Genomic DNA, 16,059 nt, shown 5'->3' on the forward strand with positions numbered 1-16,059 from the left:
TCCATATGTATTATTGCGTTTTTACTTTCTTTCCATATTCACGAACGATATCAAATTTACTATCATCAGATTTAACATAGCCTTCATGTGAATATACTTCTTTTATGATTTTGTGACCTTCCTCATTCTTTCCTATTTCAATGAAAGCGTCCTGTAATTTCTTACTCCACTCTGCATCTAAATCAGAACGTACCGAAATCGTATCGTTCGGAATCTTCTCTGTAAATTTTACTATTTTCGTTTGATCGAATATATTCGGATAATCTTTTTTTACAATATTACGAGCATCTTGGAATACAACAGCTGCATCTACATCACCATTTAAAAGAGCAATAAGCGACTGATCGTGACCTTTTAATGTAACAGGTTTCACATCTTTTAGCGGATCAACCCCCTCTTTTAACAATACTGCCGCAGGCCATACATATCCCGCTGATGACGTTACATCTTGATAACCTATTTTTTTACCTTTTAAATCTTTTACACTATTAATATTTGAATCTTTCTTAACTACAAATTCTGATTTATAAAAGTCTACTAAATCCTTTGTAGGAGCTCCCGTTTCATCATCTACTCCAAAACGTTGTGCTTGTAAAATTACGTTTGCAGCCTTTTTCTCATGCGCTAACACATACGCTGTTGGAGGTAAAAATCCTACATCTACTTGCTTAGATGCCATCGCTTCTACAATTGTATTGTAGTTCGTTGAAATACTAACTTTTACCGGAATATTTAATTTATCACTTAATAGCTTCTCAAGTGGTTTTGCCTTCGCCTCTAATGTATCTGCATTTTGAGAAGGAACAAATTGAACATTTAAAGTCTTTGGTACATAACCTTTTTTCGCATCTTCAGTTTTACTTGCACTAGATTCTTTCGTTCCACAGCCACTTAATAATCCCGCCGCCAGTACAACTGTCGTGCTCATTGCAAAAACTTTTTTCAACATATTAAAGCCTCCATTTTTATTGTTATAAATTACCTTCCGTAAACATGAAGAAATATATCACACATTTTTATTAATAATTGTTTATTTACAGAATCTTTACACATTCTATACATTCTCATTAAAATTCTCTTCATATATTTGATATGCTTAATTAGTAGATAACGATAGAAAAGGTGAATGATATTGAATCAAAATCAAAATGTAACTTTAAACATCTTATTAACAAGTGATATACACGGTACTGTTTATCCAATTCACTACCAAGATAACTCCAAAGCTGAAATTGGTTTAGCTAAAATTTCTACTCTTATAAAAAAAGAACGTTCCCAAAATAGAAACGTCCTTTTAATTGATAACGGTGACTTCATACAAGGAACACCCTTCACTTATTATTACGCTACATATGAAAAAGATAAGAAAAATCCAATGTCCTTATTAGCGAACTATTTACGTTATGATGCCGCAGTGATTGGGAATCATGAATTTAATTATGGAATGGGCATATTAAACAATGCTATTTCTACTGTGAACTTCCCGTATCTATCAGCAAACATTTTAGATAAAAACAGCAAAGAACCTTATTTTGGGAAACCATATATAATAAAACAGATTGAATCAAATATAAAAATTGCTATTTTAGGGGTAACAACACATTACATTCCTAATTGGGAACAACCCCATCACATTCATGATTTACAATTTGAAGATGCATTAGAAACAACAAAAAAGTGGGTTTCTTACATTCACGAACACGAGAAACCAGATTTATTAGTCGTAGCGTATCATGGAGGATTTGAACGCGATCTACAAACCGGGGTACCGACTGAAGTTTTAACAGGTGAAAACCAAGGATATGCAATGTGCCATGAAATTGAAGGAATCGATATTTTACTAACAGGACACCAACACCGGGAAATCGCTGAAACCGTAATAAATGGTGTAACAATTTTACAGACCGGATGCAATGGACACTCCATTGGAAAAATAACAGTAACATTCAAAAAAACAGATAAAAAATGGATAAAAAAAGAGAGTTATTCACAATTATTGCCTGTGCAAGGAATTGCGGCGGACCAACATATTCTTTCCTTAGTTGCCGATTATGAAGAGAAAACACAAAATTGGCTCGATCAACCTATTGGACTAATCTATGGAGACATGCAAGTTTCAGACGCTATGCAAACTCGTTTGCAAGACCATCCTTTTATTGAATTCATAAATAAGATACAGATGGATATAGCTAATGTTTCTATTTCTTGTACAAGCTTATTCCATAATACATCTCCAGGATTCCCTAATCATGTAACAATGCGTGACATCGTTTCTAATTATATTTATCCAAATACATTACAAGTAATTAGAATAACTGGAGCGGATATAAAAGATGCCCTTGAACTCTCTGCTTCTTATTTCACATTACATGCAGATGGAGATATTATCGTAAACCCTACCTTCATAGAACCAAAGCCGCAACACTATAATTACGATATGTGGGAAGGGATTTCGTACGTATTAAACATTTCCAAACCTATTGGCGAGAGAGTAGAATCTTTACAATGCAAAGGCATTCCTCTTAATATGGATGAAGAATATGACGTCGTTATGAATAATTATCGCGCTAGCGGCGGAGGAAACTTCTTTATGTTCCAAAATAAGCCCGTAATAAAAGACATACCAACAGATATGTCTGAACTGATTGCTAATTATATTTTGAAACATAAAAAGATAGAGGCAACAGTTAATAACAATTGGAAAGTTATTAACTAACGAATGTAATAAATAAAAAAGATGGGCTTTGCCCATCTTTTAGTTTAATTTTGCATTATCTTGCTTTTTTAAAGCTTTTAATTTCGCCGGCGTAACGTCTGTACCTTGTTCGTTAACGACTTTAATTCCTTTAAGTTCGTTTAACATATTTTGACGAAATCCTTTTAAATATTGTTCACGTAGCGATTGACGCTCACGTTGTTCTTCTTCAGTTAAACCTTCAGCTTTTGCTTTTTTCGCTAAGAAGTTAATGCGTTCAACGAGTTCGTGACTAAGCATCTCGAATCCCCCTTCTAATCAAAACTGATTATTATCATACAATAGTTACTCCTCTTTATCAAGCAATTGCTTTGTATATTCTACATATCTACGATGTACCGTTGCTTTTGAAACGTTATGCCCGAAGCCGCGAAGCGTCGCTGCAATTTCTTCGAAAGTAAGTTCACTCTTGCGCAAACGTACAATTTCCTCAATTGGCACTTCTTTCTTCTCTCGTCCTACACTTAAATGACGATTCTTTAAATTATTTTCTGGACGATAGCCTTTTTCTACGGCTCGTTGCATACCACGTTTAATTTTCAAGTTATGAATCTTTCTTTGATACTCTTCAACAATACCGATAATATCTAATACCATCGAATCAGAATCCGACAATTGTAATTCTCCATTATGCGTATGCGTGTATACTTTTATTCCCTCTTTATGTAAACAATGCATTAATGCAATTTTTGCATTTCCTCTACCAAGACGTGTTTCATCTTGTATGAGTATCACATCGATTTGTTCATCTCGAATTGTATCTAGCACTTCTAATATGCCATTACGTTCAATTGTATAGCCACTCGCCTGCTCTTCAATCACCTTAGTAACATTCATTTGATAGCGCTCAGCTAAATGCAATAATTCATCTTTTTGACGTAATAATGACGTTTCTTGCGCTTCTTTCGTTGTACTCACACGCGCATAAATAATTGCATTCATTATGAACCCCTCTTTCTCACTATTATTTTCCTCCAGTGTAACATAAATTCGCCGTTTGTTCGAACTTATGTTTGTAGAATGTTTTTTCGCATGTTATACTTATTAATAAGAAAAATGAAAGAAAACGAGGTGTTAGAAAACATGGAAAAGTTAACGAAACGCCAGCAAGACATTCTCGACTTTATTAAGCTAAAAGTACAAGAAAAAGGATATCCACCTTCCGTACGTGAAATCGGTCAAGCAGTCGGCCTCGCTTCTAGTTCTACAGTGCACGGACATTTATCACGACTAGAAGAAAAAGGATATATTCGACGCGATCCAACCAAACCACGAGCAATTGAAATTTTAGGTGACGATCGAATGGATGCAGAAACACAATCTGTTATTCAAGTTCCAATTGTCGGAAAAGTTACTGCTGGATTACCGATTACAGCAGTTGAAAGTGTAGAAGACCACTTCCCACTTCCAGCTAGCATTGTCGCTGGAGCAGACCAAGTGTTTATGTTACGTATTTCTGGAGATAGCATGATTGAAGCTGGTATTTTAGATGGAGATTTAGTTGTTGTTCGCCAACAACAGTCTGCATATAATGGTGAAATCGTAGTCGCTTTAACAGAAGATAACGAAGCAACTGTTAAACGTTTCTATAAGGAAAAAGACCATTTCCGTCTACAACCGGAAAACTCTTCATTAGAGCCTATCATTTTAAAACAAGTGTCAGTTATCGGCAAAGTAATTGGCGTATATCGTGATTTACATTAATAATAATAAAAGAAGATAATTACCTTATTTATATACGGTAATTATCTTCTTTTTTGTATTTTGATAGATTTTCATACTTTCTATTACTTACGAGCGAGTTTCAATCGTCACATCGCCAGCAGCTGTTTTACCACTAATCTTTTTACTACCATTGCCAATAGTTATATTATTATTTTCTTCATTAAAAATCATTACTTCACCAGCAGAGCTTTTCCCAGTTATAACTGCATCTTGTGGTTTTTCTAATAAAGTAATATCTACATCCCCGGCGGTTGAACTTGCCTCTACATCATATTTAGGATCATGATCCATAATATGCACTTCTCCACTAGCCGTTTTCGCTGTTACTTTCCCTATTACTTTTTTAAAGTTTACCTCACCAGCTTTTGAAGATCCTTCCACACTTTTCGCTGTGACATGTTTCAAATCTACTTCTCCGGCGAGTGTCCCAACACTTACATGATCACTTTTCACATCACTTATTTCTATTTGTCCAGCGGATGAATTTACTTTTATCTCTTCGTAAGAACGTTCAGGCACAAGTATAGTCATTGTAGGTGTTTGAAACTTAAAATTGTAAAAAGAAAAATCAAATGAATCACCTTTTTCTCTTTCCCTAATAATTTTTAATGTGTCACCATCTTCGGCAATACGAACCTCTTGTTTACGTACATCTCCTGTTTGCTTAATATAAAAAGAAGAATCCGGAGATTTTTGAACAACAATATCCTCAGCATCTAACTTCACTTCTATATTTTTTATTGTTTCGTTTTTAATTACATCTTCTCTGTTTCCTTCTTCTGCACTTTGTACTACTTTTTCATATGTTTGCGAAATCCCGATTACTCCAACAATGATACAAGTGATTGCTACTAACAATATTTTTTTCATCATCTACTCCCCTTTTATCATTTTGAAGTTCCATATTACATAACGTACACATAACCTTTTAAACCACTTCGTACTATAATAAGCAACAATACATAACAACAAACCTATCCCAACAAACGTTATACTAACGAATAAATCCAACCATATAAAAGTACCCATAAATATTTTTACAATAACGAAAAATGGTGTCACTACACTAGCAATCCCACCGACCCAAAAAGAGAATATAAAAGCGATAATTGCAACTAACGGGCCTAATACAATAATGAAATTAAACAAACTAAGTCCAATCGCTGCCATAACAGCCCGTGTTATATTCGAAGTAGATGGGTCCTTTTTCATTTCATCAAAGCGATACAAAGCAAGTAAATCTTTCGCAATTACTTTCGGCGAGCCAAGACCCTTTATTATTTCCGATTCAGTTTTCCCCTCTTCTTTCCCAAACTGAAAATGCTCTTCATAATCAAATAAAATATCTTTCCTCTCTTCTTCCGGTAACTTTCTAAGATGATTTGATAATTCTTTAAGAAACTGCTCTTTACTCATCCCATTCCACCCCTTCAATAATTTCTTGTACGCCTTTTGCAAAATCACGCCACTCTGTTACTAACAAATTCAGTTGCGTTTCCCCTTGCTCCGTTAGTTGATAATATTTACGAGGCGGCCCCTCCGTAGATTCTTTCAAATATGTTTGAAAATATCCTTCTTTCGTTAAACGACGTAATAAAGGATACACTGACCCTTCCGATATTAAAAATTTATTTGAGATTTGCTGAACAAGTTCATAACCGTAACAATCCTTACGTTTCACAAGTGCCAACACACACAGCTCTAACACGCCTTTTTTAAACTGAACGTTCAAGGTCAATCCCCCTTTCTCACTTCAGTACTGTTCAATACACGGTACCTGTTATATCCATAATATACCACTTAGTATTATTTATTGCAAGGTACTATATTTTTCAATACTTAATTTTCGAATTAAATACATCCACACCCATACTTCAACTTTCACATTCTCATTCATAGCTAACACGCATTTTAAATAGTCCACATGACTTTTTTCGGGTTGTTTTGCGGGCACCCATCTAGTTCATTTCACAAACCATTTGCCCACAAATAAAAAAAGCCCTGATACCGTAGTATCAAGGCTTCTCTCTCTTAGTATAGAGACATATATTGATCGCGTTCCCATTGGTGAACTTGCGTTCTAAAGATATCCCACTCAATCTCTTTCGCTTCGATGAAGTGCTCAAGTAAATGCTCACCTAGTGCACCGCATACTACTTCATTCGATTGTAATGTTACTAAAGCTTGCGCTAATGTTGCTGGTAAATCAACGATACCTGCTTCTTCACGCTCTTCTTTTGTCATTACATAGATGTTACGATCTACTGCAGCTGGCGGAGTTAATTTGTTTTTAATTCCATCAAGACCTGCTGCTAATAATGTAGCCATTACTAAATATGGGTTTGCAGCTGGGTCAACACTACGTACTTCTACGCGTGTACTAATACCACGAGATGCAGGGATACGTACTAATGGACTACGGTTTTGTGCAGACCATGCTACGTAACAAGGAGCTTCGTATCCAGGTACTAAACGCTTGTAAGAGTTTACAGTTGGGTTTGCTACCGCTGTAAATGCTGGCGCGTGTTTTAAGATACCTGCGATGAAATGACGAGCATCATCACTTAATTGTAAGTCACCGTTTTGATCGAAGAATACGTTCTCACCATTTTTGAATAATGATAAGTTACAGTGCATACCTGAACCGTTCACACCGTATAATGGTTTCGGCATAAATGTTGCGTGTAAACCGTGTTTACGAGCAATTGTTTTTACAACAAGTTTAAATGTTTGAATGTCATCACATGAACGAATTGCATTTGCATATTTAAAGTCAATTTCGTGTTGCCCTGGAGCAACCTCATGGTGAGATGCTTCAATTTCAAATCCCATCTCTTCAAGTTCAAGAACGATATCACGACGACAGTTTTCCCCTAGATCCATCGGCGCAAGGTCGAAGTATCCACCGTTATCGTTTAATTCTAATGTTGGATTTCCTTTTTCATCTACTTTAAATAGGAAGAATTCTGGCTCTGGTCCAAGATTGAAATCTGAGAATCCTAATGCTTCCATTTCTTTTAACACACGCTTTAAGTTGTTACGTGGATCACCATCAAATGGAGTACCATCTGCATTGTAAATATCACAGATTAATCGAGCTACTTTCCCTTTTTCAGCTGTCCAAGGGAAAATTACCCAAGTATCTAAATCTGGATATAAGTACATATCAGATTCTTCAATACGTACGAAACCTTCAATAGAAGATCCATCAAACATCATTTTGTTATCAAGAGCTTTTGTTAATTGGCTCACTGGAATTTCTACGTTTTTAATTACTCCTAAAAGGTCCGTAAATTGTAAGCGGATATACTTTACATTCTCTTCTTTCGCCAAACGGAAAATATCTTCTCTTGTGTACCTAGCCATTATAAATTCCTCCTTAGTCCCTCTAAACACCTTCAGAATCAGTTATCTTTAGTGAAAAAATCTTGAAATGTCACCTTGTCGCAATGAAGTTCGATTAAATCTACCTGTATGTTGTAGTTCGTCTCGAAGTATTTTGCGAAGCTCAGTTTTTGAAATTTCCTTCGTTTCTTCTTTTACTTTCACTGCTTCTGTTTGATTTTCTTTCATTAGTAACACTTGTTTAATACCAGCCATATTCAAGCCTTGATCTAATAAATCTTTAATCTCTAACAACTTATCTACATCGTTAAACGAAAATAACCTGCGATTCCCCTTTGTACGGGTTGGAGAAACAAGATTATGCTCTTCATAGTAGCGAATTTGACGTGCAGACAATTGTGTTAAATCCATAACAATACCAATAGGAAACAGCGGGGCAGAACGTCTATCTTCTTTCATTGTTTCAGTTCCTCCTTCGCCTTAACTGCTTCTCATTTTATACCATGTTATGTTTAATGTCAACATATGTTAGCTTTTCTTACATGATTTTTTTATAAATTTTTTCATTCTTTTTTCTAATGAAATAAATCATTACTTTCATGCGAAAAAAGCTGTCGAAATCGACAGCTTCCCGTTAAGAAATTGTTAATAATTCTTTTTCAATTAATGCGTCAATTGCAGAACAAATCGCAATTTTCACATGTGAATAAGTTAATCCACCTTGCACGTAAGCAACATACGGCGGACGAATCGGACCATCGGCTGACAATTCAATACTTGCCCCTTGAATAAACGTTCCCGCAGCCATAATTACATCATCTTCATATCCCGGCATATAGTTGGCATATGGAGTGAAGTGAGAATTAATCGGAGATGCATATTGAATCGCTTGGCAGAATGCAATCATACGATCTTTATCATCAAATTGAACAGATTGAATTAAATCTGTTCTCGGCGCATTCCATGCTGGTGAAGTATTCATTCCTAACTTCTCTAAAAATGCAGCTGTAAAAATCGCCCCTTTTAGCGCTTGTCCCGCTACATGCGGCGCTAAGAAGAAACCTTGATACATTTCTTGCAGACTGTATAAAGATGCTCCCGCTTCCGCTCCAATTCCTGGAGATGTTAAACGATATGCACACGCTTCAACATACTGTTCTTTACCAACAATATAACCACCAGTTTTAACAATTCCACCACCTGGGTTTTTAATAAGCGAACCCGCCATTAAATCTGCACCAACATGACATGGCTCTTGTTCCTCAATAAACTCGCCATAGCAGTTATCTACAAATACAACAACATCAGGTTTAATTTCTTTAACAAACGCTATCATCTCTTTAATTTGAGAAATAGTAAATGACGGACGAGTAGCATAACCTTTAGAGCGCTGAATACCAATCATCTTCGTCTTACTATGGATAGCAGCCGCAACAGCTCCAAAATCAACAAGCCCCTCTTCAGTAAGCGGAACTGCATTATAACCAATATTATATTCTTTAAATGAACCTACACCTTTTCCGCGCACACCAACGATTTCTTCTAACGTATCATACGGCTTGCCAGTGATGTACAACAACTCATCTCCTGGACGTAAAATACCGAATAACGCCGTAGAAATAGCGTGCGTACCTGAAATAATTTGCGGACGAACAAGACCCGCTTCCGCTCCAAATACATCTGCATACACTTTTTCTAACGTATCACGGCCAATATCATCATAACCGTAACCTGTCGTCGGAATAAAATGCGAATCGCTAATTTTATGTTTACGAAAACTTTCTAATACACGAAACTGATTACTTTCAATTACTTCATCCGCACGTTTATGTACTTCTGTAATTTGGCTCTCTACTTCTTTTACGATCGGAGCAATTTTTTCTCCATTTTTCAAACGATCAAACATTTTTATTTTCTCCTTCTTCCACTAAAAATCTCTTTAATTGTACATTAAGCGATGAATGAGCAAAAATATACCCTGCGCAATCATATACAAATTTATCTTCTAAAAACTCCATCTTTGTTAATAGGGTCTCCGTCTTTAATAGAGTTAACAACTTACCTTCACTCGGAGGAATTTCTACTTGATAACGATTCATTTCTTCCTTCATTTTCGTTTCTATCGCTTCTTTTATATGTAATAGATCCTTTTCTTCAAAAGCACTAGTCATTAAGAAGTCATTTTTCGGAAACGGAATGAAATTTTGATGTAATTCATCTTTTTTATTATATAACGTAATAATAGGAATATGATTAATTTCGAGTTCTGACAATAATTGTTTTACTGTTTTCTCATGCCCTACATAATTAGGATCTGCAGAATCAACAACATGTAAAATAACATCCGCTTCACCAGCTTCTTCTAATGTCGAACGAAAAGCAGCGATTAATGACGTAGGTAAATCTTGTATAAAACCAACCGTATCAGTTAGTAATACTGTATAACCAGAAGGTAACGGCATCTTCCTTGTTGTCGGGTCTAGCGTTGCAAACAACAAGTTTTCTTCAAATGTATCAGCTTCCGTTAATCTATTAAACAGCGTAGATTTTCCCGCATTTGTATATCCTATTAATGAAACTTGAAATACTTTATTATCTTTTCTTCTTTCGCGATATCTTTTTCGATGTTCCACAACAACCGCAAGTTGTTTCTTTATTTCATCAATGCGTGATCGAATATGACGACGATCCGTCTCAAGCTTCGTCTCACCCGGTCCTCTCGTTCCAATACCACCACCAAGACGTGACAAAGACAACCCTTGTCCCATAAGACGCGGCATTGTATATTGCAATTGAGCTAATTCTACTTGAAGCTTACCTTCTCTCGACTTCGCACGTTGCGCAAAAATATCTAATATGAGTTGCGTTCGATCAATTATCCTCGCATCTAATACTGAGGATAAATTCCGAATTTGACTCGGCGTTAATTCGTTATTAAATACGATAACATCTGGTTCTAATTCTTCAGTTAGCATTGCAAGCTCTTCTAATTTACCTTTACCTATATAAGTCGCCGGATGAAACTTCGGTCGTTTTTGCGTTGTAGACACTAACAATTCTGCACGTGCAGTTTTCGCTAGCGATGCAAGCTCTTTCATGGAATGCATAAATTTTTCATCATCTTCTTGCGGCAATTGACAGCCCACTAATATGACTTTTTCTTTTTCTTCCATCAAATATGTTCACTCATCCTTTTCGAAATTTAAACCTTCTAATATAATAGCAGAGGAAGCACATTTCATCTAGTTAGCGGGGGAGAAAATTCATGGCATGGGAGATTTTTAGCATCATAGGCACAATTGCTTTCGCATTAAGCGGAGCCATTGTTGCAATGGAAGAGGATTACGATATTTTCGGGGTGTATATTTTAGGAATGGCAACCGCATTTGGGGGAGGTGCCCTTCGTAATTTATTAATCGGTTATCCGATTGTCGCGTTTTGGCAACAAGACATGTTATTCCAAATCGCACTTTTATCAATGACGATTATTTTTCTTTTTCCGAATAAACTAATTAGACACTGGAAAAAGTGGGAAAACATCACTGATGCTATCGGCTTATCAGCATTTGCCGTACAAGGAGCATTATACGCTCAAAAACTAAATTTACCAATTAGCGCTACAATCGTAGCAGCTGTTTTAACTGGCATTGGCGGCGGTATTATCCGCGACCTTTTAGCCCGTAGAAAACCTCTCGTTCTTCGAGCTGATGTATATGCTTTTTGGACGATTCTAGCAGGTTTCTTAATCGGCGCTCAAATTATTGTTAGCGATTGGGCTCTATACACCTTATTCATTTTAATTGTTTGCTTCCGCATGGTTTCTATTCATTACAAATGGCATTTACCGCATAGACGCATCGACACAAACGAACGTTCAATGCACAAATAGCAATCCAACCTCTTTACAGATTTGTAGAGAGGTTTTTCTTTTCTAACGAGTTTTTCTTTACATAATGTTTATACTAATCCTCAAAGCGAGGTGAATACAAATGACAAACCATGTTAATAAAGGAGCTCAAAAAAGCTCAGTAGGTCAAATTGGACACGATCCTAATTCTGCACACGAAAAAAGCGCTAAAATGGAACGCTTCCATAAATCTTATCAAGAAAAAGCAAAAAAATAATAAAAGCACTTATACAGAAAAAACAGACGCACAGTTTATGTACTGTGCGTCTCCTCTTCAAGCATCAAATCACTACTTGATATTCCAAGCAAATCATATTTATCATACGAATCCTCTTGCAACAATCGCATCGCTTGTGTACGAATCGATTTTTCAACAATATTCCGGACATATCGTCCATTACTAAACGATGTAATTTGCGACGAATACTTTACGGCATGTAAATGATCTCTAAATTTCCATTCAGCCTCTTTCGATAACTGATATTCACGCTCTTCATACATCCTCTTCCCTATTTCTAACAGCTGATTTACTGAGTAATCCGCAAACTCAATTATGAATGGAAAACGGGATTGCAGTCCTGGATTCAACGAAAGAAAATGATTCATCTCCCTTGAATATCCAGCCAAAATCAATACAAAACCGTGTTGTTTATCTTCCATATGTTTTACGAGCGTATCAATTGCTTCTTTTCCAAAATCTTTTTCTCCCCCTCGGGCTAATGAATACGCCTCATCAATAAACAAAATTCCCCCCATTGCTTTTTTTATTAAATCTCTTGTCTTTTGAGCTGTATGACCGATGTACTCTCCTACAAGATCCGCACGTTCAGCTTCAACTAAGTGCCCCTTTGATAGAATATTCATCTCAAATAACAACTTCCCTATCATTCTAGCAACAGTTGTCTTACCGGTACCTGGATTCCCTTTAAATAACATATGGAGTACTTGCTTCTCCGACTTCAATCCTATTTCTTGCCTTTTTTTATTTACATAAATCCAAGCATATATTTCTTTTATTATCTTTTTTATATCATCCATTCCAACGAGCTTTCCCATCTCTTCTTCAATTCTTTGTAGCATCTCATGTTTCGTAGTAGTTTCACTTGAAATTGCTGTTTTATTTTCTGTGGCCGGTAAAGAAATTTTCTTTCGATGATTTAACACAATGTTAATTTGATTATTATTTTTCTTTCGCATCGATTGTTCCATACAATCACCTCATTTTATCCACTCACCAAATATTATTATTCTTGTCTCCCTTGCAAATGACTATTTTCAGAAAAGTTTGCTATAATATAAGAAATAATGAAGGTGGTGGGACTATGGAGACAACGGAATTCCATGATACAATACAAGCCTTTTCTATTTTTTTATTAAATAAAGGCCGAAAACCTTCAACTATTAAACGTTATGTTTATGACATTGAAGATTTCGGACATTGGTTAGAAAAAAACAAAAAGCTCCCTTCCAGTAATATATGGGCTACACTTTGTACAAAAGACTACGAAGATTACTTTTCCGACTTAAAAAAGAATCGACATTACTCAGAGAAAACGATGCACCGTGTATTTATTGTATTAAATAGAATGCATCACTTTCTAAACATACCTAACCCATTAAAGAACATGGAAATTTCTATTCAACCAGACCGCACACTCCGCAATGAAGATTTCATTTCATCTGATGAAGAAAAAAGATTAAAACATATAGTTACTTCATTAGAAGGACTTTCAGAAAAACAACGTCCTGTACGCCCTTTATTGATGGATCGTAATATCGCTATTTTAAACTTATTAATTGACTATGGATTATCCTTACAGGAACTGACAGCATTAACTATGCATCATGTCCACTTTGAAACGAACACATTATCTATACCAGCAACTGCAGGGGTAGAAAGAACAATTTTATTAACTAGCGAAGACAAAAAACAACTATATACTTATTACAAAAGCATCCCTGAACCCGTTCGCCCAAAATACCATAGTAATGATCCATTATTTATTGCGTTTGATTTTAATCGCGGAACATACAGATGGGTATACGAAAATGATGCACCAAAAGGATTAACAGAAATCGCTATCCAAAAAATGATTCGCCTTGAAGTATCTAGAGCTAATTTACGTAAAGGAATCTCAGGACAACACTTTCGTAACACCTATATTTTGAACTTAATAAAAAAAGAAACTCCAGAGTCAGAAATTATAAAACTAGCTGGATTCAAATCAAAAATTTCACTAAAACGATATTATCAATACGCAGAAAATAGAAAAAACGCCTTATCATAAGGCGTTTTTTCTATTTTTTCTTTAAACAAACAATTTTACTATGACCATTTAACTAATTTTTGCATCTACTATGATGAGTTTCATTCACATTCTCATTAGAAAGGAGAGATTTAATGTCTCGTTATGACGACAGTCAAAACAAATTCTCCAAACCATGCTTTCCAAGTAGCGCTGGACGAATCCCAAATACCCCATCGATTCCAATTACTAAAGCACAACTTAGAACATTTCGCGCAATCATTATCGATTTAACAAAAATAATCCCAAAACTTTTTGCAAATCCATCTCCTCAAAATATTGAAGATCTAATTGATACATTGAACCTACTAAGTAAATTTATTTGTTCACTAGAAGCTACTTCCTCCCTGAAAGCGCAAGGATTAGCTATTATTAAAAACTTAATAACTATATTAAAAAATCCAACTTTCGTAGCAAGTGCTGTATTTGTTGAACTCCAAATTTTAATTAATTATTTACTTTACATCACAAAGTTATTCCGAATCGATCATTGTACACTCCAAGAACTCCTTAAATTAATAGCAGAGTTACAAACTACTCTAGTTAATTCAGCTTCGTTCGGCAGAGGTCCTACCGGGCCTACTGGGCCTACCGGACCTCGAGGTAACACAGGCGCTACTGGACCTCAGGGTAACACAGGTGCTACTGGGCCTCAAGGTAACACGGGTGCTACTGGCGCTACCGGTGCCACTGGTCCTCAAGGTAACACAGGCGCTACTGGTGCCACTGGTCCTCAAGGTAACACGGGTGCTACTGGCGCTACCGGTGCCACTGGCCCTCAAGGTAACACAGGTGCTACTGGCGCTACCGGTGCCACTGGTCCTCAAGGTAACACAGGCGCTACTGGTGCCACTGGTCCTCAAGGTAACACAGGCGCTACTGGTGCCACTGGTCCTCAAGGTAACACTGGTGCTACTGGCGCTACCGGTGCCACTGGCCCTCAAGGTAACACTGGTGCTACTGGCGCTACCGGTGCCACTGGTCCTCAAGGTAACACTGGTGCTACTGGCGCTACCGGTGCCACTGGGCCTCAAGGTAACACGGGTGCTACTGGCGCTACCGGTGCCACTGGTCCTCAAGGTGTTCAAGGCAACACAGGTGCTACTGGTGCCACTGGTGCCACTGGGCCTCAAGGTAACACGGGTGCTACTGGTGCCACTGGTGCCACTGGGCCTCAAGGTAACACGGGTGCTACTGGTGCTACTGGTGCCACTGGTGCCACTGGTGCCACTGGGCCTCAAGGTAACACGGGTGCTACTGGTGCCACTGGGCCTCAAGGTGTTCAAGGTAACACTGGTGCTACCGGTGCCACTGGGCCTCAAGGTGCTCAAGGTAACACAGGTGCTACTGGTGCCACTGGTGCCACTGGGCCTCAAGGTGTTCAAGGTAACACTGGTGCTACTGGTGCCACTGGTCCTCAAGGTGTTCAAGGTAACACTGGTGCTACTGGTGCCACTGGGCCTCAAGGTGCTCAAGGTAACACGGGTGCTACTGGGCCTCAAGGTGTTCAAGGTAACACGGGCGCTACCGGACCTCAGGGCGTTCAAGGTAACACGGGTGCTACTGGGCCTCAAGGTGCTCAAGGACCTGCGGGCGCTACCGGCGCTACTGGGCCTCAAGGTGCTCAAGGTAACACAGGTGCTACTGGGCCTCAAGGTATTCAAGGGCCTGCAGGTGCTACTGGTGCCACTGGGCCTCAAGGTAACACGGGTGCTACTGGACCTCAGGGTGTTCAAGGTAACACAGGCGCTACTGGTGCTACTGGGCCTCAAGGTGTTCAAGGTAACACAGGCGCTACTGGCGCTACCGGGCCTCAGGGTGTTCAAGGTAACACGGGTGCTACTGGCGCTACCGGGCCTCAAGGCGCTCAAGGTAACACAGGTGCTACTGGCGCTACTGGGCCTCAAGGTGTTCAAGGTAACACGGGCGCTACCGGACCTCAGGGCGTTCAAGGTAACACGGGTGCTACTGGTGCTACCGGCGCTACTGGGCCTCAAGGTGTTCAAGGTAACACAGGTGCT

At 37.8% G+C, this 16,059-nt stretch carries 17 protein-coding genes; 6 read left to right on the forward strand and 11 right to left on the reverse strand.

The features are described 5' to 3' along the window. Positions 1 to 10: 10 nt before the first annotated feature. The gene (locus tag VF726_RS19825; protein ID WP_440171380.1) at positions 11 to 949 is read right to left on the reverse strand and encodes a phosphate/phosphite/phosphonate ABC transporter substrate-binding protein; all 939 of its coding nucleotides are present in this window, start codon (positions 947 to 949) and stop codon (positions 11 to 13) included. 183 nt (positions 950 to 1,132) lie between these two features. Here VF726_RS19825 and VF726_RS19830 point away from each other — a divergent pair, with 183 nt between their 5' ends. Then, on the forward strand, positions 1,133 to 2,716 hold the full coding sequence (locus VF726_RS19830) for a bifunctional metallophosphatase/5'-nucleotidase (protein WP_440171382.1): 1,584 nt from the start codon (positions 1,133 to 1,135) through the stop codon (positions 2,714 to 2,716). 39 nt (positions 2,717 to 2,755) lie between these two features. Here the strand turns inward: VF726_RS19830 and VF726_RS19835 are convergent, their stop codons facing one another. After that, positions 2,756 to 2,995, reverse strand: a complete 240-nt coding sequence (locus VF726_RS19835) for a DUF896 domain-containing protein (RefSeq protein ID WP_000948565.1) — start codon at positions 2,993 to 2,995, stop codon at positions 2,756 to 2,758. A 45-nt stretch (positions 2,996 to 3,040) separates the two neighbouring features. Next, a complete protein-coding gene (locus tag VF726_RS19840; protein WP_440171384.1) occupies positions 3,041 to 3,697 on the reverse strand; it encodes a YneB family resolvase-like protein in 657 nt (218 codons plus the stop codon). 141 nt (positions 3,698 to 3,838) lie between these two features. Here VF726_RS19840 and lexA point away from each other — a divergent pair, with 141 nt between their 5' ends. Next, on the forward strand, positions 3,839 to 4,459 hold the full coding sequence (gene lexA / locus VF726_RS19845) for a transcriptional repressor LexA (protein WP_440171386.1): 621 nt from the start codon (positions 3,839 to 3,841) through the stop codon (positions 4,457 to 4,459). Between the two features lie 87 nt (positions 4,460 to 4,546). Here lexA and VF726_RS19850 read toward each other — a convergent pair whose 3' ends face one another. The 7 genes from VF726_RS19850 to hflX form a co-directional block, all read right to left on the reverse strand. Continuing rightward, positions 4,547 to 5,353, reverse strand: a complete 807-nt coding sequence (locus tag VF726_RS19850; protein ID WP_440171388.1) for a DUF4097 family beta strand repeat-containing protein — start codon at positions 5,351 to 5,353, stop codon at positions 4,547 to 4,549. Next, positions 5,354 to 5,896 (reverse strand): DUF1700 domain-containing protein, encoded by a 543-nt coding sequence (locus tag VF726_RS19855; protein WP_440171390.1) that lies wholly within the window; start codon positions 5,894 to 5,896, stop codon positions 5,354 to 5,356. It lies immediately after the preceding gene. Further along, positions 5,889 to 6,212: a PadR family transcriptional regulator gene (locus tag VF726_RS19860; protein WP_001102620.1), complete on the reverse strand. Its 324-nt coding sequence runs from the start codon at positions 6,210 to 6,212 to the stop codon at positions 5,889 to 5,891. Before VF726_RS19860 ends, VF726_RS19855 begins: the two co-directional genes overlap by 8 nt. Positions 6,213 to 6,511: 299 nt before the next feature. Next, the gene (gene glnA / locus VF726_RS19865; protein WP_000135338.1) at positions 6,512 to 7,846 is read right to left on the reverse strand and encodes a type I glutamate--ammonia ligase; all 1,335 of its coding nucleotides are present in this window, start codon (positions 7,844 to 7,846) and stop codon (positions 6,512 to 6,514) included. A 48-nt stretch (positions 7,847 to 7,894) separates the two neighbouring features. Next, complete coding sequence (glnR, locus tag VF726_RS19870; protein WP_000656783.1) at positions 7,895 to 8,284, reverse strand: transcriptional repressor GlnR; 390 nt, start codon at positions 8,282 to 8,284, stop codon at positions 7,895 to 7,897. A 175-nt stretch (positions 8,285 to 8,459) separates the two neighbouring features. Next, positions 8,460 to 9,731 carry an aminotransferase class I/II-fold pyridoxal phosphate-dependent enzyme gene (locus VF726_RS19875; protein WP_440171394.1) on the reverse strand — a complete coding sequence of 424 codons (1,272 nt, stop codon included), beginning with the start codon at positions 9,729 to 9,731 and terminating at the stop codon, positions 8,460 to 8,462. Then, positions 9,724 to 10,998 carry a GTPase HflX gene (gene hflX / locus VF726_RS19880; protein WP_440171432.1) on the reverse strand — a complete coding sequence of 425 codons (1,275 nt, stop codon included), beginning with the start codon at positions 10,996 to 10,998 and terminating at the stop codon, positions 9,724 to 9,726. The genes VF726_RS19875 and hflX overlap by 8 nt, the downstream gene beginning before the upstream one ends. A gap of 92 nt (positions 10,999 to 11,090) precedes the next feature. Between hflX and VF726_RS19885 the strand changes: the two genes are divergently transcribed. Beyond that, positions 11,091 to 11,714 carry a trimeric intracellular cation channel family protein gene (locus VF726_RS19885; RefSeq protein WP_000312265.1) on the forward strand — a complete coding sequence of 208 codons (624 nt, stop codon included), beginning with the start codon at positions 11,091 to 11,093 and terminating at the stop codon, positions 11,712 to 11,714. Positions 11,715 to 11,814: 100 nt separating this feature from the next. Then, a complete protein-coding gene (locus tag VF726_RS19890) occupies positions 11,815 to 11,949 on the forward strand; it encodes a hypothetical protein (protein WP_000181496.1) in 135 nt (44 codons plus the stop codon). A 35-nt stretch (positions 11,950 to 11,984) separates the two neighbouring features. Here VF726_RS19890 and spoVK read toward each other — a convergent pair whose 3' ends face one another. Beyond that, the gene (gene spoVK / locus VF726_RS19895; protein ID WP_440171397.1) at positions 11,985 to 12,941 is read right to left on the reverse strand and encodes a stage V sporulation protein K; all 957 of its coding nucleotides are present in this window, start codon (positions 12,939 to 12,941) and stop codon (positions 11,985 to 11,987) included. Between the two features lie 113 nt (positions 12,942 to 13,054). On the opposite strand from spoVK, the gene VF726_RS19900 reads away from it, so the two are divergent. Together VF726_RS19900 and VF726_RS19905 are read left to right on the forward strand one after the other, a co-directional pair. After that, on the forward strand, positions 13,055 to 14,020 hold the full coding sequence (locus VF726_RS19900; RefSeq protein WP_440171399.1) for a tyrosine-type recombinase/integrase: 966 nt from the start codon (positions 13,055 to 13,057) through the stop codon (positions 14,018 to 14,020). A gap of 113 nt (positions 14,021 to 14,133) precedes the next feature. After that, positions 14,134 to 16,059 (forward strand): collagen-like repeat preface domain-containing protein (locus VF726_RS19905; protein WP_440171401.1); only part of this gene is annotated, 1,926 nt, incomplete at its 3' end.

The sequence above is a fragment of the Bacillus sp. Brlt_9 genome, from assembly GCF_051948935.1.
GTDB lineage: Bacteria > Bacillota > Bacilli > Bacillales > Bacillaceae_G > Bacillus_A.